This window comes from Hyphomicrobium sp. MC8b, from assembly GCF_905067615.1.
Classification (GTDB): Bacteria; Pseudomonadota; Alphaproteobacteria; order Rhizobiales; family Hyphomicrobiaceae; genus Hyphomicrobium_B.
The window spans coordinates 512,339-532,109 of record NZ_LR898465.1 but is presented as its reverse complement, the minus strand read 5'-3'; the positions used below and the strand labels follow the sequence as shown (position 1 = coordinate 532,109).

The window sequence follows — 19,771 nt, the reverse complement described above, 5'->3', positions numbered from 1 at the left end:
CTTCACTCGAACGGCCGCGTTACGGGCAATAAGCGCCCGATGCATCTTTGCGGATAGTGCTCGACATAACTGCGAGGTTCGAGCCGCAAGAACAGATTCAAAACGAGGCCACGTCTAGTGCCTAGTTTAGAAGCAAAGCCAGGGGCCTAAGCAGGCCGCAGGCGTCCCGCCCTTACAGGCCATCTGCGAGGAGTAACACTCAATCATCGCCCCTGATTTGCAGGTGGTTTTCACTGGCCCCTTCGGTATAAGCCCTTTCCCGGCGATCGTATTCTTAAGTGCGTTGTGAGAGAACAGCACCGCCAAATCGTGGGTGAAGTTATCGCCAATGGCGGCGACCCTCGTACATTCGGCCGCCTGAGCCGTCGCCGAAAGCGCGCACACCATAATCGCGGCCACGAAGCCTGACTTGAAAACCTGCATTGCAACCCCCCGGTCCGGACAAATCACCTCTAACGCTAGTCGAGTGCTCGGCAGTTGCCAAGTAAAGGACTGTTGCTGTCACAGATATTTTCCGCAATGCGACTCTCCACACACACGCCATGGCCATCCATGCGTGTCCGATTTGGGTCAAAAGCGTTGACCACTAACCAAGCTACGAAAGTTTTAGCCAGAATCCGGTTGTCGAGTAAGGCGCAGGTGTTGCCGCGGAGCATGTTCGTTTGTCTCTCGAGAAATGAGACAAATCATGGAACAGGAACATACCCGAAAGCCAGTGACCCGAGTGCGACTACTTAGAATCTGACCTTCATTCCACCGTAAGCCGCAAGCGGTGTCGCCGGGACTATCGTGCGCGGGTCCGTGAAATCTATGGTTCCGAGCGATGCTGCGGTTGCGTCATCGAGCGTGAAGTAGTTGCCGTACGTTCCGTACTGATGATCGAAAATGTTATTCACGATCGCATAGAGCTGTATGTTTTGCGTGACGTCGTAGGACGTATGAAGATTGACGACGGCATACCCAGCTAACGGCTTATTCAAGTTCGCCTCGTCGCCGAAGAAAATCTGATCGGACGCGGCCGTCAAATCGCCGCCGAACTTCCACTGGTGCGTCAGCCAGTAGTCGAAACCCGCCTTGAACCTGTGCTGCGGGATACCCGGCATACGATCACCCGGATGCACGGTCGTTATGAAATCGTCGCCGTTCGATGGGTTCTGAGGGTTGTTGGGCGAATTGACGTCGAACGTGCTCTCAAAGCGCGCATCGGTGAAGTTATAGTTGGCGAAGAGATACAAACGATCGTTGCGATAATCGATGCTGGCATCGAGCCCTTCGCGAAGCGTGTTGCCCGCGTTCTGAAAGTAGCTTCGGCCGGCGATCGACGACGCCACATTTATAATGTCGTCGCTATTCATGGCGTGAAAGAAGCCAAGTGTCCAAGTGACTTTTTGATTGTCGCCGAAGCTGGTGATCTCACCGCGGAGGCCCGCTTCCGCGGTGCGCGAGACGACCTGCTTTAACGGAGGATCTGAGGTCAGGAAGCTCGAAATAAGACAGGGATTGTTGGGATCTGCGCAGGCAAGCTCAGCCGCGACCGGCGCGCGGTTGGCTTCTGAATATCCGCTGTAGAGCGACAACCCTGGAAGAAGTTGATAGGTACCTCCGGCCATCGGATTGAAACGCTGGTAGACGTTGTTGCCGTTAAGATCGGGAGCCAGCCCCGTGTTGTCCTTGAGACGAATATCGGCGTAATTGAAGCGGCCGCCGGCCGTCAGCGAGAGCCGGTCAGTTACATCAAAGGTGTCGGAAAAGAAGACGCCGTAATAGGTGTTGGTCGTCGTGATATCGACCGGCGCTATATCCGAGTTGGCGACGATCTGGCCGTCGCCGGTTACCGTGAAATTGGGACCGATACTTCCGATCTCGGCGCTGGTCTGATAGCCGACGCGGCCATGATCGATGCTGCCGCCCAACAAAAATTGATTCTTATGGCCGAAGATCTTCGCCTTCTGCACGCCCTGCAATGACGCCCCGTAACTTTCGGCCTGTTGCGATGTACGATCAATTTCGCCGACGTAATTGTCGCCGCCAGCCGGCGTTAACACCGGGTTGCCGTTTTGATCGACGAGCTGAACGGTCGTGCCGTCGAGATTGTCAAAGCAGAGCACGCTTGCATCGCCCGCGCAGGGCGCCGCTTCGGAACCGTTGGCATCGACATGATGCTGATTAAACCGACGATAGTAGCCGACGCCCGAGACCTTCAACGTATCCGTGACATTCACAGAGCCGTTGACCGATCCCATCGCCATGTCGTTCTGCGTCGTCTGCGGATTTGTGTAGACGGCGCTGTAGCTTTCATCCAGCAGCTGGACCGGGGAGGCTGTAACGGCCCCAACGAAGTTGTCGGCGCCAGTGAAGTTCGCATGGAACTCGGCGTCATGGTTCTTGAACCCGATATCGGCGAACGTGCGGCGGATATCGGAAGGCGAGAACTGCCGCCAACCGCCATCGTGAATATCTTCGACGGCGATGTAGGCTGCGTAGTTGCCGACTTGCTGACCAGCCTGTACCGACCCTTGTATGCGTCCGAACGAACCGCCGCGGATGTCGGTCTCGACGCCCTGGAAATTAAATCCATCCTTCATCGATATGCTGATCGAGCCACCGAGCGCATTGAGGCCGAACGCCGGATTGTTGCTCATCACCGCAATATCAGCGATGGCAATCGAGGGCAGGAAGTCCCAGTTGACGACGTCGCCGAATGCCTCGTTGATGCGGACGCCATTTTCGTACACCGCCAAGCCTTGAGGCACGCCATCGAGAGGCGAGGCTTCAAAGCCGTGGAATTGGACGTTCGTCTGGAATTCATTGCCCTGCAAGTCATTCACGATAACACCCGGAATGCGCGATTGGAGCACGTCCTGCACTGCCATCGTGCCACTGCGCGTCACGTCGGAAGATGAAACTGTACCGACCGAACCCGGAACCTTCGCGATCGGAAGTTCGCTGCCGCCCACGGGCGACATCTTCACCTGCGTGGGCTCAGCAACCGAGAAGTCCTTTTCAACCGGTGCCATCGGCGGCGTCACCGGGGCCTGGGCAACGGAAGCTTTCTTCGGCTTCGCAGTCTGCTGGACCTTTCGCGGTGGTGGAGCTTTTGCCTGCTGCTGGATGACCTCTACTTCCGGAAGCTGCTGCGTGTTCGCGGCCGGAGGCGTGGTCGTAGTCCCGCTCGCGGCGGGTGGGGGCTGCGTGGTGGGTGCTTGCGTCACCGTGGCGGGGGGTGGGGTTGGAGCTATATCCGTGCTGCCGCCGGTCTGCTGCGCGAAGACACTGTCGACGCCCCCCGTCAACAGAAGAGCAGCTGCGAGCGCGGCCAGGCGATAGATCGGCAGCATTCCAATTTCCCCCGGTGCGATCTCTTGGAGTCGGCTTTTTCCCGCCGATTCACCCCTCGTCGGAGGAAATCTTCCTTCCTGAAAGCGGTCAAACGATCTGGCAGCAATTGCATCTTTTTCCTGAAGGAGGTTGTAAGGACGCAACCGTTCGAGCGAGAAAAGGAAAATGTCGAATTCAAATTATCCCGATTTAAGCAGTGGTCTCGATATGAATTCGATATGCACCTGCGTGTTTCTTGACCGGCTTGTCGGACCGGGGCGCGCGGCGAACGAGAAAATAATCTGCTCCGAAACGGAGACGTTCCAACCTTAGAGCGGGGGAAACCGGCTATGCTGATCCGGTGGATGCTGACATCGAAGACCCCACTCCCTTCCGACACCCAGCGATACCACCTGAAAGCCGACAAGAGACTTTCGGCACGACGGCCTCGCAATTCCGGTCCGAAACCCGTCTCTCAGTCGCGCGCCGACGGCGTGCACGCGCTAAGTCTCCGACGGCGCCCAGGAATTTGCGACGACCGTAGAGATACGAATTTTCCTATTTGTATTCAATAATTTATGGCGGAGAGGGAGGGATTCGAACCCCCGGTACCCTTGCGAGTACTCCGCATTTCGAGTGCGGCGCGATCGACCACTCTGCCACCTCTCCGGAAGCCGTGGCGCCTGACGGCGAAGTGGGGCTTTTAGCGGCGCTCGCTTCCGGACGCAAGCGGCTCAGACCGCCGCATGCCATTCAAGGTCGAGGGATTGCGTCGCAGGGCCATCCGCCTCGTAGCCACGCGCGAGGAGACGGCCGGTCTTGGCATCAGCAACCATCGCCAACCGCGTCTTGGCGTTGAGCACCGGCGAGGCAAGCCACGCGAAGCCGTCATCGAATGTCGGCGGAACACTCTTAAGGGCTCGGCACCGCTCAAAGCTGCTGTCACCGCGCGGCCGTCCCCTCCAGCCCGCCTCGCTCCAATGGTTGGCGGCGACCGCATCGACACCGTTACGCACACGCGCCTCATGCTCCGTCCGTTCGATGACGACGGTCTCGTCAGGTGCCAGCCCCGCAAGCGTGAAGATGCCGGGCGTGGAAATCAGCGCATCCGTCAGCATCCGGCGCGCCTCGGCGAAGTCTCGTGCCTCTTCCGCAACCCGGCGCAGCAGGTGCGCAGGTGTTGGAAAGGGCATTTTCCACACGCGACGTCGATTGACGGCCCAATCGACGTAAAAAAGCCCCGTCGGATCACGCATCGGCGCCTGGTTCAGCGCCGCCGAGAACCGGCCCGGCGCCATCACCTGCAGCACGCCGGTGTATCCCGGCCAGGTGAGAACGGCGAACGGCCCGGCGGACGAACCCACGACTTTTGCGCAAACGAGGTTCGCGCCAAGCCCCGGCGTCTGCCAATCGAGCACTCGGATCAAACGCGCCGAACGGCCATCCGCCGACGACGCCGCTCGGCAGGTGCAGCCCCACTCATAGTTGATCGAAAAGAAATAGGCGCCTGGTCGGCCCAGCGCTTCGGCAATGGCGTCGATCTCGGACAAATGCACATTGTTCGCGCGAACGAGCCACGCCCGCGACACCCCGTCGAGGCCCGCCAATAGTCGCTTCGGATAGCGCCGCGTCGCCACATCGAGCAGCGCATGTGTTTTTTCTACTGAGGCACGCAGCGTTGCCAGCGGAAAATCCAGCCCGGTTTCGATCACAGGTATCGCCGGCAGGACATCGCTCTGCGGCCGCGTGCTGACAGACGAAGCAGGAACGGCCATCATCACCTCTGGTGACAATCCCAGGAGCCCCTAAAATGGGCGACTCGAGCGGCATTTACGATGTGTTATCAAAAAGAAATTGGCCGGCTGAAACGCCGCACGGCCGTTGACAATAGCCCTCACATCGACAATAAAGCCCGCCACCCGTGGGCCAGGAAAACTGCCCGCGTTGAACGCGCTGCCCGAGGCTCCTTGCTGGCTTTAGCTGGCAACATATTGAAAGTTCACCGTTTTCGGTGACGCCATAGGGCGCGGCAACAGGCCTGAAAGGCCGAAAGGACAAGAGCCATGTACGCTGTCATCAAGACAGGCGGCAAGCAATACCGCGTTTCCAAAGACGACGTCGTAACGATCGAACGTGTAGCTGGCGATGCCGGCACTACCGTTGAATTCGGTGAAGTTTTGATGGTCGGCTCGGGTGCCGATGTCACCATCGGCGCGCCGTTCGTATCGGGCGCCAAAGTGGTCGCCGAACTCGTGAAGCAGTCGCGCGGGCCGAAGCTGATTGCCTTCAAGAAGCGCCGCCGCAAGAACTCTCGCCGCAAGAAGGGCCACCGTCAGGACCTTTCTGTCGTGCGCATCACCGACATCGCAGGCGCGTAACGAACCGCCGCTCCATTCGAGGATTTTGAAATGGCACAAAAGAAAGCAGGCGGTTCGACACGTAACGGCCGCGATTCAGAAAGCAAACGCCTTGGCATCAAACGCTACGGCGGCGAATACGTGATTCCGGGTAACATCCTCTGCCGCCAGCGTGGCACGCAGTGGCATCCGGGTTCGGGTGTCGGCATGGGCACCGATCACACGATCTTTGCCGTCGAGGAAGGCACCGTCGAATTCGCCACCAAGCGCAACGGCCGCACCTATATTTCGGTGAAGCCGGTCAAAGCGATCGCCGCGGAATAATCCGCTTTCGATCGAAAAGCTCGGTTGTACGGACTACGGGGATGGCTCTGCCATCCCCTTTTGCCTTTTCAGAGCTCCCCTCATATCGTCAACGGATTGCCCCACAAGCCCAAGGCCCCTTCGCCTTTGATCGGACGTCATGAAAACCGCCCGTCTCACTCTCCGGACTGTTGTCCATGGTGATGCCGCCCGCATCGCCGTGCTGGCCGGTGACTGGGACGTCGCAAGTATGACAGGGCGCATTCCGTTTCCCTATTCCGAGGAAGCCGCCAATCACTGGGTCGATGGCGTCGCCGAGCATGAAGAAGTGTTCGGTATTGACCTCAACGGTGAGCTGATCGGCATCTGCGGCTTCACGCTCGACGACAACGGCGACGCCGAGCTCGGCTATTGGATCGGCAAGCCCTACTGGGGCCAAGGATACGCCACCGAAGCCGCACGCGCCGTGATGGCGCATGGCTTCGCGAAATCCGGCGTTCGCCGCTTCATCTGCAAACATCTAACCGGCAACGAGGCGTCGGCGCGCGTCATTCGCAAACTCGGCTTCCGCCCCACCGGCACCTCCACGGGCTGGTGCGAGGCGCGCCAATGTGAACTTCCGGCGCTGACGTATGAACGCCGGCGTCCGTGGACCATGGCCATTCGAGCGCGCGCATCATGAAATTTCTGGATCAGGCAAAAATCTACATTCGATCGGGCGCAGGCGGAAACGGCTGCATCGCCTTTCGTCGCGAGAAATTCATCGAGTTCGGTGGGCCGAACGGCGGTGATGGCGGCAAGGGCGGCGACGTCTGGGTCGAATGCGTGCAGAACCTCAATACGCTGATCGACTACCGCTACCAGCAGCATTTTTTCGCCCAGAACGGCACGCCCGGCATGGGTCAGAACCGCGCCGGACCGAACGGCAAGGACATGATCGTCAAGGTGCCACCCGGCACGCAGGTTTTCGCTGAGGACGGCGAAACGCTCCTTGCCGATCTCACCCATCCGGGCGAGCGCGTACGCTTGGCGAAGGGTGGTAACGGCGGCTTCGGGAACGCGCACTTCAAAAGCGCGACGAACCAAGCGCCGCGCCACGCCAATCCGGGCCAGCCGGGCGAAGAGCTGACGATCTGGCTCAAGCTGAAGCTCATCGCCGACGCCGGTCTCGTGGGCCTGCCGAATGCGGGCAAATCGACATTCCTCGCGGCTGTCTCGGCGGCCAAGCCGAAGATCGCCGACTATCCGTTCACAACGCTGCATCCCAACCTCGGCGTCGTCCGTGCGGGCGATACCGATTTCGTGCTCGCTGACATTCCAGGCTTGATCGAAGGCGCCCACGATGGCGCCGGATTGGGCGATCGCTTCCTTGGACACATCGAGCGCTGCCGCGTGCTTCTCCATTTGGTCGATGCGACCTCCGAAGACGTCGCGGCCGACTACAAAACCGTCCGCCGCGAGCTTAAGGCCTATGGCGAGGGCATCGAAAAAAAGAAAGAGATCGTCGCGCTGTCGAAGTGCGATGCGCTTGACGAAGCCACACTCGCAGAACGCCGCGAGATTTTGAAGAAGGCCGCCCGCAAGACGCCGCTGATGCTGTCGGCGGTCTCCGGCCAAGGTGTCAAAGATGCTCTCTATGCGCTCGTCCGCGAGATCACGCGCGCAAATGAGACAGACGATGAAGCTGACGGCGACGAGGCCGGTCCCTGGCAACCCTAATCGCCATGATGTCATCCTCGGCTTCAGGCCGAGGATGACATCATGCAGATCACTCGCTGATGAGTAGATCCTCAGACTGTCCGGAGGATAACATTCTGCGGCGTTCTCAGACATCGCAGAGGCTACAACGCAGCCCTTGAGCCAAAACGATCGCCTTGCCGCCCGCTGCCAACTCGCTCACAATAGCGGCCTCGCATCCAGCAATTCCCAACATCAGGAAGTCTCGAAATGACCCACTCCGCGCGCACACCGGTCTGGACATGGGTCGTGCCTGTGCTTGGGCTTCTACTTTTCATCGAAGCCACTGCTACGAGCTATGGCGAGGATTTCTCGACGCACACTCTCGGTATCGTCAACACAATCCTCCTCGTCCCGATGCTCATCGGCGTTGTGTTTGCGGCCGTCTACCACGCGGAGGAAGTCGCCCACATTATGGGTGAGCCAGTCGGCACACTCGTCCTGACAGTCGCCGTCACGATCATCGAGTTGGCGCTAATCATCTCATTGATGCTCACCGGCAAGGCGACGCCGACGCTCGTGCGAGAAACCGTCTTCGCCGTCATCATGATCGTCACGACCGGTCTCGTCGGGCTTTGCATCGTCGTTGGAGGTCTTCGCTTCCGAGAACAGACCTTCGACGTGACGTCGGCGAAGATCTACCTCGCCATGCTGATCGTTCTGGCGACGCTCACGCTCATCCTGCCGAACTACACGACGACGGTTCCAGGAGGGCTCTATTCGGAAAGCCAGCTTAGCTACATCAGCATCGTGACGATCGCGCTCTATCTGGTGTTCCTATATACGCAGACCGTTCTGCATCGTGGCTATTTCGTCGGCGAGCACCCCCATACCGCAACGGAGTCGTCGGGTCCGGCGGAGGGCAAGCTCGCGCTCTCGGCGTTCTTCCTTTGTGTTGCATTGGCGGCCGTCGTTCTCTTGGCGAAGCTCGTAGCGATCATCATCAACGTCGGCGTCTCGAAGCTCGACGCACCATCGAGCATCAGCGGCGTCATCATCGCACTGATTGTGCTCATGCCGGAATCGATTGCAGCCGTGAAGTCCGCCCGAAATAATCAGCTTCAGAAAAGCCTGAACCTGGCGCTCGGTTCGTCGCTGGCGACCATCGGCCTGACCATACCGGCTATTGCGGCCGCCAACCTCTTTCTGCACACGCCCCTGGTCCTCGGTCTCGAACCGGGGGATTTGGCGCTCATCGTCATGACGCTGGCGGCCAGCATCCTGACGTTTGGAACCGGCCGCACCAACGTCCTGTTCGGCTTTCTTCACCTTGTGATCTTTGGGACGTTCCTGTTTCTCGCCTTCGTGCCGTAAAGAGGCGTTTAGCGACGTTTTCGCGGCATATTTGGTAAAATTCCGCCCGGCATTGCCGATATGCGAGCCCTTCCCCTTGCCGGAATGGCGACATTTGCAGATAAGGCACGCCCAAGCTTACCTATTTTGACACCGTTTCCGAGATGACAATGGCCGGCATCACCGCTTCCAACGCTACGACGCCGACCGCACGGCCCGAATGGGCCGAGGCGCAGCGCATTGTCGTCAAGATCGGCTCCGCGCTGCTGACGGACCGGACAACCGGCGGCCTGAAAGCCGAGTGGCTCAATTCGTTAATGGATGACGTCGCCGCCCTTTCGCGCGCGGGCAAGGAAGTCATCCTGGTCTCGTCGGGCTCGATCGCACTCGGCCGCCATGCATTGGGCTTGCCGAAAGGCCCGTTGGCGCTCGAACAGAGCCAGGCGGCCGCCGCCGTCGGCCAGATCAGCCTCGCCCACGCCTATCGCGAGCTTGCCGGAGCCCGCGGCCTGACGGCTGCCCAAGTGTTGCTGACGCTCGGCGACACTGAAGAGCGCCGCCGCTATTTGAACGCCCGCAACACCATTGAAGTCCTGCTCAACCTAAAGGCCATTCCCGTCGTCAACGAGAACGACACCGTCGCCACCACAGAAATCCGCTACGGCGACAACGACCGGCTGTCCGCCCGCGTCGCGTCGATGGTATCCGCTGATTGCTTGGTGCTGCTGTCGGATATCGACGGCCTCTACACCGCACCGCCGAACGAAGATTCGGACGCCAAGCATATTCCGCTCGTCACCGAGATTACGCCGGAGATCGAAGCGATGGCGGGTGACGCCGGAACCGAGCTGTCGAAAGGCGGCATGAAGACCAAGATCACCGCCGGCAAGATCGCGCTCGCCGCGGGCACCAACATGGTCATCACGACAGGCAAGATTCATCATCCGCTGCGCGCCATTTCCGAAGGCGCGCGTGTGACGTGGTTTATTGCCAAATCCGATCCCGTGACGGCCCGTAAGCGCTGGATTTCCGGCCAGCTCGTGCCCAACGGCCAGATTTTCCTGGATCTCGGCGCCGAGAAAGCCTTGTTGACAGGCAAAAGCCTCCTGCCTGCTGGCGTAACGCGCATCGACGGCTCGTTCGACAGAGGCGATGCCGTTATTATACGGTCTGCCGACGGCCGTGAGCTTGGGCGCGGCCTGATTGCCTATGCGGCGGCCGATGCCCGGCGTATCATGGGCAAGCATTCGAGCGATATTGCCACGATCCTGGGCTACGAAGGGCGCACCACTCTCATCCATCGGGATGACATGGCGCTGACGAGGACTTGAGCGATGAACAAACCGGAGCGCATCGAAAACGAAACCGCAGCGATCATGCGCGGCATCGGCGAAGCTGCGAAAGCTGCGAGCCGCCGCCTCGCCATCGCCGCGCCGGAAGAAAAGAACACGGCTCTGAAGGCCGCGGCCAAAGCGTTGCGCGCTGCCGTTCCGAAAATCCTTGAGGCCAATGCCAAGGATGTCGAAGCCGCGAAAGCCGCCAACCGCCTCGCATCCTACATCGACCGCCTCGAACTCAACGAGAAGCGCATCGAAGGCGTCGCCAAGGGTATGGAAGAGATCGCGGAGTTGCCCGATCCCGTCGGCACCGTTCTGGCGGAATGGACTCGGCCGAACGGCCTGAAATTCCAGCGCGTGCGTGTTCCGCTTGGCACCATCGGCATCATTTATGAGAGCCGCCCGAACGTAACGGCTGACGCCGGTGCGCTTTCGCTCAAGGCGGGCAATGCCTCGATCCTGCGTGGCGGCTCCGACAGCCACCATTCGAGTATCGCCATTCACGCTTGCCTCGTCGAGGGCCTGCGCGCGGCCGGACTGCCCGAAGCCGCGATCCAACTCGTGCCGACGACCGACCGCGAAGCCGTCGGCATGATGCTGCGCGGCCTCGAAGGCGCCGTTGACGTCATCGTACCCCGCGGCGGCAAAAGCCTCGTCGAGCGCGTGCAGACGGAAGCGCGTGTGCCGGTCTTCGCGCATCTCGAAGGCATCTGCCACACCTACGTCGACAAGGCCGCGAACATGGACATTGCGGTACCGCTCGTCGTCAACGCCAAGATGCGCCGCATCGGCGTCTGCGGCGCGACTGAGTGTCTGCTGATCGACAAGAACGCGACGTCTGATATCGTCACGCCGCTGGTGAAAGCCTTGCTGGAAGCGGGCTGCGAAGTCCGCGGCGACGCTGCGATCCAGAAAACCGATGCGCGCGTGAAGCCCGTTGCGCCCGACGACTTCGGCAAAGAGTTTCTGGATGCGATCATCGCCGTGAAGCTGGTCGACGGGGTCGAAGGCGCCATCGACCATATCGCACGCTATAGCTCGCAGCATACCGACGCCATCATCACCGAAGATGCTGCCGCAGCCGAACGGTTCCTCAACGAGGTCGACTCGGCAATCGTTCTGGTCAACGCCTCGACCCAGTTCGCCGATGGCGGCGAGTTCGGCTTTGGCGGCGAGATCGGCATCGCGACCGGCAAGATGCACGCGCGCGGCCCGGTCGGCGTCGAACAGCTGACGAGCTTCAAGTACAAGGTGCGCGGCACCGGCCAGATCCGGCCGAAGTGACGTATGTGGAATGAGGCACGTCTGAGTTGACGCGAAAGATTCCGCCGCAAAGCTTTGGCTCCCTTCGCGTCCACACCCCTCTCTGCCTTCCCGGGCAGCGCATCGGGATCATGGGGGGAACGTTCAATCCGCCCCACGACGGTCACCGCATCGCTGCGGAGGCCGCCGTGAATCGGCTTGGCCTCGACCAGTTGTGGTGGCTGATCACGCCCGGCAATCCGCTCAAATCCCACGACGGCCTGTCGGGACTCGACAGCCGCATGGAACTCGTCGAGGTCTTCGCTCACGGCCCGCGCATGAAGATCACCGGTTTCGAGCGCGAACTCGGCACCCGCTACACGGCGGGCACCCTGTCGTTCCTCCGTCACCGCTTCCCGGCCGTTCGCTTCGTCTGGGTCATGGGCGCCGATAACCTAGCCTCGTTCCACCGATGGCAGCATTGGCGCGAGATCGCCCAGACCATGCCGATTGCCGTCGTCGACCGGCCCGGATGGCGACACGCTGGCCTCGCCTCCCCCGCCGCCCAGTGGCTGAAACGCTACCGGCTTCCGGAGTCCGAAGCCGCTTCTCTGGCCGACCGCCAGCCCCCCGCCTGGATGCTGCTGACCATCCGGCTTTCCGGGCTTTCCTCCACCGCCCTGCGCAGAGCCGCACCCCACTCTGCGCGTGAAAACGCCTAAGCCTATGACTTTTATGACACTTTTAAGACGGCCTAGAGCGCATTTCCAATTGCGGCTCAGGCCGACGCCCTTTAGTATCAGCGGTGTCCGGATTGTCCGGGCCGTAGTGACATGCGGGACCAACCAGCAAAGGACGCTCGCCGCTTGATCCGACCCACAACCGAGGCCGCTCGCAAGAGCTCCTCAATTGCCCCGTCCGCCGCCAAGGCGCCGGACACGGCAGCCCTGCTCGATGACATCGTCAATTGGCTTGACGAGGCTAAGGCAGAAGAAATCGTTTCCATCCCCCTCGAAGGCAAGTCAGCGCTCGGCGACTTCATGGTCGTCGCGTCGGGCCGTAACGACCGGCACGTCGGCGCCATTGCCGAGCAGCTGCGCGAGAAGCTGAAGGCGCGCGGCGAAGCCCGGGTTCGCGTCGAAGGCCTGAACGCCTGCGACTGGGTGCTGATCGACACGGGCGATATCATCGTCCACGTCTTCCGCCCCGAGGTCCGCGAATTCTACAACCTCGAAAAGATGTGGCAGGCGGAGATTCCGCCGGACGCATCGCGTGGCGATAGCTCGCAGCACTAAGCGCGAGACCCGAGAAGCATTTTGTTGAAACGCGGCTGAACCCTTCGGCCGCGGAGCCTCCCCTTGATGCGCATCGCCATTTCCGCGGTCGGCAAATTGAAAGACGCCGAGGAGCGCGCCATCGTCGAGCGCTATGCCAAACGGCTGAACGGCGCCGGTAAGCCGCTTGGTCTCGGCCCAATCGACATTCGCGAATATCCCGAAAGCCGCGCCGCCGACGTCGCCGAGCGCAAGCGTGACGAGGCTGCGAGATTGCTGCGCGATGTCGGACCAGGCGACATCACGGTCGCCCTTGAGCCGATCGGCAAATCGCTTACCAGCGAAGCCTTCGCTGCCTTCCTGCGTGAGACGCGCGACGGCGGTGCGAAGTCCTGCGTCTTCCTCATTGGCGGTCCGGACGGCCACGGCGAAGCTGTCCTAAGCGCAGCCACCCTGAAACTCTCCCTCGGCGCGTTGACGCTTCCCCACGGCCTTGCGCGTGTTGTATTGGCTGAGCAGCTTTATCGTGCCGCCACGATCCTCGCGGGTCATCCTTATCATCGCGCATGAGATCGATGTTCCGAAACGCCAGCTGTAGAGGTCCAGAATGGAAGTCCTATCGAAGTATAGTTTTCTTCCAATCGTCGGGCCGAATGCACGTCTTCTTGTTCTCGGTACTTTGCCAGGCGAGGTATCGCTGGAACTGCAGCAATACTACGGTCACGCCCGCAATCAGTTCTGGCCGATCATGGCAGAGATATGCGGAGAAAAGCTTCCATCAGCATACGCTGACCGAGTCGATATGGTGCGGCGGAGTAAAGTTGCTCTATGGGATGTTCTGCATAGTGCCGAGAGGAACGGAACTGCACTCGACTCCGCCATCAAAAACGAATGCGCCAACGATTTGGCGAGCTTCTTTCGTCAATATCCGATGATCCGAACCGTCGCTTTCAATGGAAATAACGCGAATAAATTCTTCAAGCGACACGTGCAGAAAAAGCAGGATCTTCCTGCCAATCTCGTTTTGTTGCCGGCGTTGCCGTCCACCAGTCCGGCCTTTGCGCGGGCGCCAGCGGCAAAAGCCGCCAAGTGGCAAGAGATACTCGCAGCCACCCTCTGACCTTCCGGCCCAAAATCAAAACCGCCGCGCGAAATAATCAATCGCAAACTGCGGTAGAAACCGGCGCATCGCCGCCGCCAAGTAAGTTGGCGTCGTCACATAGTAATGCCGCCGCGGCCTGGAACTTTCGACCGCATGGATCAGCTTCTTCGTTACCGCTTCTGGTTCGAGCTTGAACGTTTGCTGTCCGCCGGCCTGCATGGCTTCGAGCCGCGTACGATAAACGTCGCGATGGGGAGAATTGTCGATATCAACCGTCGCCAGCAATCGGTCCACCGAATGCTCGACAAAGCGCGTCCGGATCGGCCCCGGCTCGATCAGCGACACATGAATGCCTGCCCCCTCGAGTTCAAGCCGCAACGACGTCGTCAGCGCTTCAAGCGCAAATTTTGATGCGCAATAAGCGCCGCGATAAGGCGCGACGATCATGCCGAGCACCGACGAGCAATTGACGATCCGCCCCGCGCCGTTCTTGCGCATCGCCGGAATGAGCCGCCGCGTCAGATCGTGCGTGCCGACGACGTTTACTTCGAACTGCTCGCGCAGAAGCTTCGGCGTCAGATCTTCCACCGCGCCCGGCTGACCGAACGCAGCATTGTTGAACAGCGCATCGAGTTTGCCGCGCGTCATCTCCAAGGCACGAATGGCGCACGTTGCGATCGACTGTGAGTCGGCAAGTTCGAGCGGCAGCACTTCGACGTTCAGGAAGTTCTTCAAACGCGCGAGATCGTCTGCCTTTCGCGCCGTCGCGATAACACGCCACCCGCGCTCACGCATGGTCCGGGCTGCATCAAGCCCGATGCCGGACGAGCATCCGGTAATGAGAATAGACCGTGTCATTGGACTCCAGTGATCGAGGCCATTCGTTCGCGCCTTCCGGCCGGCTCTTCGGAGAAGAGTTGGAAGGCGCAAACAAAATACTGGAGGTTTGCCTTAGCACGAGCCGAAGCGCCGCGTCTTTCCCCGAGAGCCGGGTTATGCCGCATATGTTTTGAGCTTGATCCCGTGCGCGCGTGTCACCCGCCTCGAATCACTTCCGGAACTTCACGAGATCGTGGCCATCTTCGGCTTTGAGAGTCAGCGTATCACCCTGCACGGTGAAAGACCGCGCCGCTTCGAGCGCGGCGAAATACTGCGCCTCGATCTCCGATTTGCCCTCGCACATCATCTTCGTCGCAGCAAGCGGCCCGATCTGGATGGCATCGTCCTCAATAGTGATCGGGCCCTTGAAGCGATTGCAGCCGCCCGTGCCCGACACGCGGTCCGTCGTGTAGGCAAGCGTCGGTCCATCGACCGGCTTGCCACCAAGTTCCGTCGCGACCCACGTTGCGGTCAGCGGCCCATCATCGTCCTCTTGCGCCATGGCCTGCGCTCCGAGCGCAAACCAGAGCACACCGGCGAGGATTGTTATGATGTACCGCATACCGACGGCTTCCCTCGCTGCCCCACTCAGTTTGCGCCTTCGAGCAGACGCCGCGCGATAACCTGCGCCTGAATCTCGGCCGCACCTTCGAAGATGTTCAGAATGCGCGCATCGCAAAGCACGCGGCTGATCGGATATTCGAGAGCGAAACCGTTGCCGCCGTGAATCTGCAGCGCGTTATCCGCGTTGGCCCAAGCGACACGCGCGCCGAGCAGCTTCGCCATGCCCGCTTCAAGATCGCAGCGCCGGCCGGCATCCTTCTGGCGCGCCGAGAAATAGGTGAGCTGCCGCGCGATCATCGTTTCGACCGCCATCATCACGACCTTGTTGCGCACGCGCGGGAACGAATAGATCGGCTTACCGAACTGCACGCGTTCCAGCGCATACTTGAGGCCGAGGTCCATCGCGCACTGCGCCACGCCGACCGCACGCGCCGCCGTCTGGATGCGCGCACCCTCGAACGTGTTCATGAGCTGCTTGAAGCCCTGTCCCTCGACGCCACCGAGCAAGTTTTCCGCCGGGACCTCGAAGCTGTCGAAGGAGATGTCGTATTCCTTCATGCCGCGATAGCCGAGAACTTCGATCTCGCCACCCGTCATGCCCTTGGCGGGGAACGGCTCGTCGTCTGAACCGCGCGGCTTCTCGGCGAGGAACATCGACAGGCCCTTGTAACCCGCCTCATTCGGATTGGTGCGCGTCAGCACGGTCATGATGTCAGCGCGGACGGGATGCGTGATCCACGTCTTCTGGCCTGTGATCTTGTAAACGTCGCCGTCCTTCACAGCGCGCGTCTTGAGCGACGCGAGGTCGGAGCCCGTGTTCGGTTCGGTGAAAACGGCCGTCGGCAGCATTTCGCCGGACGCGATCTTCGGCAGATACTTCTCTTTCTGCTCTGGCGTGCCGTTGTGCAATATGAGCTCGCCCGCGATTTCTGCGCGCGTACCGAGCGAACCGACGCCGATGTAGCCGCGCGACAGCTCTTCCGAAGCGACGCACATCGATTCCTTGCCCAGCGCCATGCCGCCGAATTCTTCCGGTAGCGCCAGACCGAAAACGCCAAGCTCCGCCAGCTTCGCGATCACATCGAGCGGAATGTATTCGTTCTTGAGGTGCCACTCGTGTGCGTGCGGAATGACTTCCTCAAGGCTGAACTTGCGCATCAGATCCTGGATCTGCGCGTGCGTCTCATCGAGGCCCGTATCACCGAAGGTCATGGCTTCGGGCTGCGCCGCGATCAGCTCGGCAAGGCGGGCCTTCACACTTTCCGCACCACCTTCCGCGACGAGATCCGCAACCGAATCCTCGTAACGGCGAAGCTCTGCCTTCGGCACGCCCAGCGCATCAGCGCGGGCGATTTCGAGCTGGCTCATCGGGATGCCGTTCGCGATCTGCGCCGCGTATTCGCCAAAAGCTGCGATCAGCAATAGTTGCTCGAACTCGCCGAACCGTCCTTCCTCCTGGAGGCGGGCCGCCCAGTCGTGCATCTGGCGCAGACCTTCGACCGTCGTCGCCAGCCACGCCAGACCGTGCGCGGCATGTTGCGCCTGATCAACGCCGCCCTCTTCCTGAATTTTTATCCTGACACCGGCTTTGGCGGCCTGCAGGATCTTGTCCGCCGACGCCACGGCTTCGCCGCACCGCTCAATAAGCTTGACGGGACCGGCGGCGAGAAGATTTTCTCCAGCCTTCATGGGCGTCACGGACATTCGTTTCTCCTGAGGAATACCTATATGCCCGGGGCAATGCCGGGCCAAATCTGATGCGCTGCGCGACCAATTCACCGCTCGGGAATGATTAGTCAACTGGTCATCGACCGCAACAAATGCTCTCGCGACCTATCCGCGCGAAAATGCGTCGCGGCCCACCTCCCCGAAAGCATTACGAACCGCACCGGCCTTTCCGTGTTTACGATATCGAGCCCGTCCTTTGGACTGTGTCCGAATTGCCGACGTCTCGCTAGACCCGCACTCACAGCCGGAAATTGACCTGTGGACCGGAGTTGGCCGAAACACTAGGTTCCGCGCCACAAAATCAAGGCGTCCCGGGAGAAGAGACACCATATGAAGCGCATGCGCAGATTGGTCGAAGCCCTTTATCGGGTTTACGAGCATTCGGGCTTCGCGATGGCCGGCGCAGTCGCGTTCTCGTTCGTCGTCTCGATCTTTCCGTTCTGCATCTTTCTCGGCGCCTTATCAGGCTATTTCGGCGGCCGTGAGCTGGCACAGGACGCGATCAATCAGCTGTTTGCAATTCTGCCCGCCCCTGTCGCCCAGGGCATCGCCCCTCAGATCGAAGCCGTGATGGGCACGCGGCGTATCGATCTTGCCACCGTCAGCGGTTTCCTGGCGCTGTTTTTCGCAACAAGCGCCGTCGAAACGCTGCGCGCGGCTTTGAACGGCGCCTACCGGGTCCGCGAAAAACGCCCCTATCCGTTATGCCTGCTCATCAGCATGCTGTTCGTTTTCGTTAACGGCATCTCGACGCTGGTGCTTACCTGGGCGGTCGTCGTCGGCCCGAGCGTCTTCGGCCCGGCGATCGCGTCGCACCTGCCCGACAACTGGGTCCGAATTCTCGTCGATTCGAGCGACATCGGACCGGTCATTCGCTACGGCCTCTCAGGTGCCGTGATGGCCGCTCAGCTCTTTGCGTTGCATTTACTGCTGGCGGCAGGCCAGCGGCGGATGGCCGATGTCTGGCCCGGAATCGCGCTGACGATCGTACTCTGGCTGGCGCTGGCGGGACTATGGTCGAACTATCTCGAAATCACGAACTACTCTCTGTTCTACGCCGGTCTTTCCCAGCTCATGATCGCGCTGATCTTTTTCCAATTCACGGCCATCACGATCCTGCTCGGTGCCGAATTCAACCGTGGAATCATGGAAATGAAGCGCATGCGCCGGGAAGCTGCCGAACGCGCCGCCTTCCGCGCCGACGCCTCGCGACAAGCGCCAGCGCAACAAAAATCCTGATAGGGCACAAATGCAAAAGGGCCCCTCACCGGCAAGTCCGGTAAGGGGCCCTCGATATTAGATCGTGAGTAAAATCAGGCTGACTTCGGCCCGGCCTCGATGACATCTTCAAGCGTGCGAAGACCCGTCGTCGGCGCCTGGACAAGCACCGCCATATTGCCCGGCTTGTGCTCGTTCCTCATCATGCGCATGTGCGCCTTGGGGATCTGCTCCCACGAGAACACTTCCGACATGCACGGGTCGATGCGCCGCTCGATGACGAGACGGTTGGCCTGGCTTGCCTGCATCAGGTTGGCGAAGTGCGAACCTTGCACGCGCTTCTGGTGCATCCAGAGATAACGCGCATCCATCGTCAGATTATAACCGGTGGTGCCGGCGCAAATCACGACCATGCCGCCGCGCTTCACGACCTGCACCGAGACCGGAATCGTCGTCTCGCCGGGATGCTCGAACACGCAGTCGACGTTGACGCCTTTGCCCGTGATGTCCCAGATCGCCTTGCCGAACTTGCGCATCTCCTTCAGCCACTCGTGATACTCAGGCGAGTTCACTTTCGGCAGCTGTCCCCAGCACTTGAAGTCCTTGCGGTTGATGACGCCTTTTGCACCGAGCTGCATGACGAAGTCGCGCTTGTCGTCATCGGACACGACGCCGATGGCGTTGGCGCCCGACGTCGCACACAGCTGCACCGCGAATGCGCCAAGACCGCCGGCAGCACCCCACACCAGCACGTTATGGCCGGGCCGCAGGACATGCGGACGATGGCCGAACAGCATGCGGTAAGCGGTTGCGAGCGTCAGCGTGTAGCAGGCGCTTTCTTCCCACGTCAGATGCTTCGGACGTTCGAGAAGCTGGCGGTCCTGCACGCGGCAAAATTGCGCAAACGAACCGTCCGGCGTCTCGTAGCCCCAGATGCGCTGCGACGTCGAAAACATCGGATCGCCGCCGTTGCATTCTTCATCGTCGCCGTCGTCTTGGTTGCAGTGAACCACAACCTCGTCCCCGACCTTCCAGCGCTTCACCTTTGAGCCAACGGCCCAAACGATGCCCGAAGCATCCGATCCAGCAATGTGGTAAGGCTGCTTGTGGACGTCGAACATTGAGATCGGCACGCCCAGCGATGCCCACACGCCGTTGTAGTTGACGCCGGCCGCCATAACGAGGACGAGCACGTCGTGGCTATCGAGTTCCCACGTCGGCACCACCTCAACCTGCATCGCCTTGTCGGGCTCGCCCTGACGCTCCTTGCGGATCGTCCAGGCGTACATGTTTTTGGGAACATGTCCGAGCGGGGGAATTTCCCCTATTTCATATAGGTCTTTCTTAATTCCTGCCGTCACCGAAGCATCGGATACTTCGCTTTTGGCTGCCAAGTTCTGGCTCGACATTGGTGTTGCG

19 protein-coding genes and 1 tRNA gene are annotated in these 19,771 nt (G+C 60.5%); 12 read left to right on the top strand and 8 right to left on the bottom strand.

Translation table 11 applies throughout. The annotated features are described in order from the left end of the window. Positions 1 to 126 precede the first annotated feature (126 nt). The 4 genes from ACLB1Z_RS02570 to ACLB1Z_RS02555 form a co-directional block, all read right to left on the bottom strand. Complete coding sequence (locus ACLB1Z_RS02570; protein WP_409561905.1) at positions 127 to 423, bottom strand: hypothetical protein; 297 nt, start codon at positions 421 to 423, stop codon at positions 127 to 129. Positions 424 to 734: 311 nt separating this feature from the next. Further along, a complete protein-coding gene (locus tag ACLB1Z_RS02565) occupies positions 735 to 3,338 on the bottom strand; it encodes a TonB-dependent receptor domain-containing protein (RefSeq protein ID WP_409561904.1) in 2,604 nt (867 codons plus the stop codon). Positions 3,339 to 3,897: 559 nt separating this feature from the next. Then, a tRNA-Ser gene (locus ACLB1Z_RS02560) sits at positions 3,898 to 3,987 on the bottom strand. Positions 3,988 to 4,052: 65 nt separating this feature from the next. Then, the gene (locus ACLB1Z_RS02555) at positions 4,053 to 5,093 is read right to left on the bottom strand and encodes a hypothetical protein (RefSeq protein WP_409561903.1); all 1,041 of its coding nucleotides are present in this window, start codon (positions 5,091 to 5,093) and stop codon (positions 4,053 to 4,055) included. Positions 5,094 to 5,381: 288 nt separating this feature from the next. Between ACLB1Z_RS02555 and rplU the strand changes: the two genes are divergently transcribed. From rplU to ACLB1Z_RS02500, 11 genes are all read left to right on the top strand, one after another. Beyond that, complete coding sequence (gene rplU, locus ACLB1Z_RS02550; protein WP_409561902.1) at positions 5,382 to 5,696, top strand: 50S ribosomal protein L21; 315 nt, start codon at positions 5,382 to 5,384, stop codon at positions 5,694 to 5,696. A 30-nt stretch (positions 5,697 to 5,726) separates the two neighbouring features. Further along, positions 5,727 to 5,999, top strand: coding sequence for a 50S ribosomal protein L27 (gene rpmA, locus ACLB1Z_RS02545; protein WP_013945766.1), 273 nt, complete (start codon positions 5,727 to 5,729; stop codon positions 5,997 to 5,999). Between the two features lie 139 nt (positions 6,000 to 6,138). Further along, positions 6,139 to 6,660: a GNAT family N-acetyltransferase gene (locus ACLB1Z_RS02540; RefSeq protein WP_409561901.1), complete on the top strand. Its 522-nt coding sequence runs from the start codon at positions 6,139 to 6,141 to the stop codon at positions 6,658 to 6,660. After that, positions 6,657 to 7,697: a GTPase ObgE gene (gene obgE / locus ACLB1Z_RS02535; RefSeq protein ID WP_013945764.1), complete on the top strand. Its 1,041-nt coding sequence runs from the start codon at positions 6,657 to 6,659 to the stop codon at positions 7,695 to 7,697. Before ACLB1Z_RS02540 ends, obgE begins: the two co-directional genes overlap by 4 nt. A gap of 228 nt (positions 7,698 to 7,925) precedes the next feature. After that, the gene (locus tag ACLB1Z_RS02530) at positions 7,926 to 9,029 is read left to right on the top strand and encodes a calcium:proton antiporter (protein ID WP_409561900.1); all 1,104 of its coding nucleotides are present in this window, start codon (positions 7,926 to 7,928) and stop codon (positions 9,027 to 9,029) included. A 149-nt stretch (positions 9,030 to 9,178) separates the two neighbouring features. Next, a complete protein-coding gene (proB, locus tag ACLB1Z_RS02525; RefSeq protein WP_409561899.1) occupies positions 9,179 to 10,339 on the top strand; it encodes a glutamate 5-kinase in 1,161 nt (386 codons plus the stop codon). 3 nt (positions 10,340 to 10,342) lie between these two features. Beyond that, positions 10,343 to 11,629 carry a glutamate-5-semialdehyde dehydrogenase gene (locus tag ACLB1Z_RS02520; protein WP_409561898.1) on the top strand — a complete coding sequence of 429 codons (1,287 nt, stop codon included), beginning with the start codon at positions 10,343 to 10,345 and terminating at the stop codon, positions 11,627 to 11,629. A 26-nt stretch (positions 11,630 to 11,655) separates the two neighbouring features. Further along, positions 11,656 to 12,309 carry a nicotinate-nucleotide adenylyltransferase gene (locus tag ACLB1Z_RS02515; protein WP_409561897.1) on the top strand — a complete coding sequence of 218 codons (654 nt, stop codon included), beginning with the start codon at positions 11,656 to 11,658 and terminating at the stop codon, positions 12,307 to 12,309. A 111-nt stretch (positions 12,310 to 12,420) separates the two neighbouring features. Then, a complete protein-coding gene (gene rsfS / locus ACLB1Z_RS02510) occupies positions 12,421 to 12,882 on the top strand; it encodes a ribosome silencing factor (protein ID WP_013945759.1) in 462 nt (153 codons plus the stop codon). A 66-nt stretch (positions 12,883 to 12,948) separates the two neighbouring features. After that, positions 12,949 to 13,431: a 23S rRNA (pseudouridine(1915)-N(3))-methyltransferase RlmH gene (gene rlmH / locus ACLB1Z_RS02505; protein WP_409561896.1), complete on the top strand. Its 483-nt coding sequence runs from the start codon at positions 12,949 to 12,951 to the stop codon at positions 13,429 to 13,431. Positions 13,432 to 13,468: 37 nt separating this feature from the next. Further along, positions 13,469 to 13,981: a DNA-deoxyinosine glycosylase gene (locus ACLB1Z_RS02500; protein ID WP_409561895.1), complete on the top strand. Its 513-nt coding sequence runs from the start codon at positions 13,469 to 13,471 to the stop codon at positions 13,979 to 13,981. 15 nt (positions 13,982 to 13,996) lie between these two features. On the opposite strand, the gene ACLB1Z_RS02495 is transcribed toward ACLB1Z_RS02500, so the two are convergent. The 3 genes from ACLB1Z_RS02495 to ACLB1Z_RS02485 all read right to left on the bottom strand — a co-directional run bounded on the left by ACLB1Z_RS02495 (position 13,997) and on the right by ACLB1Z_RS02485 (position 17,110). Further along, on the bottom strand, positions 13,997 to 14,821 hold the full coding sequence (locus tag ACLB1Z_RS02495; protein ID WP_409561894.1) for an SDR family NAD(P)-dependent oxidoreductase: 825 nt from the start codon (positions 14,819 to 14,821) through the stop codon (positions 13,997 to 13,999). 190 nt (positions 14,822 to 15,011) lie between these two features. After that, positions 15,012 to 15,404, bottom strand: a complete 393-nt coding sequence (locus ACLB1Z_RS02490; RefSeq protein WP_409561893.1) for an META domain-containing protein — start codon at positions 15,402 to 15,404, stop codon at positions 15,012 to 15,014. A gap of 26 nt (positions 15,405 to 15,430) precedes the next feature. Continuing rightward, a complete protein-coding gene (locus tag ACLB1Z_RS02485) occupies positions 15,431 to 17,110 on the bottom strand; it encodes an acyl-CoA dehydrogenase family protein (RefSeq protein WP_409561892.1) in 1,680 nt (559 codons plus the stop codon). Between the two features lie 354 nt (positions 17,111 to 17,464). Between ACLB1Z_RS02485 and ACLB1Z_RS02480 the strand changes: the two genes are divergently transcribed. After that, positions 17,465 to 18,373 (top strand): YihY/virulence factor BrkB family protein, encoded by a 909-nt coding sequence (locus ACLB1Z_RS02480; protein ID WP_409561891.1) that lies wholly within the window; start codon positions 17,465 to 17,467, stop codon positions 18,371 to 18,373. A gap of 74 nt (positions 18,374 to 18,447) precedes the next feature. On the opposite strand, the gene ccrA is transcribed toward ACLB1Z_RS02480, so the two are convergent. Beyond that, complete coding sequence (ccrA, locus tag ACLB1Z_RS02475) at positions 18,448 to 19,761, bottom strand: crotonyl-CoA carboxylase/reductase (protein ID WP_013945752.1); 1,314 nt, start codon at positions 19,759 to 19,761, stop codon at positions 18,448 to 18,450. Between the last annotated feature and the right edge of the window lie 10 nt (positions 19,762 to 19,771).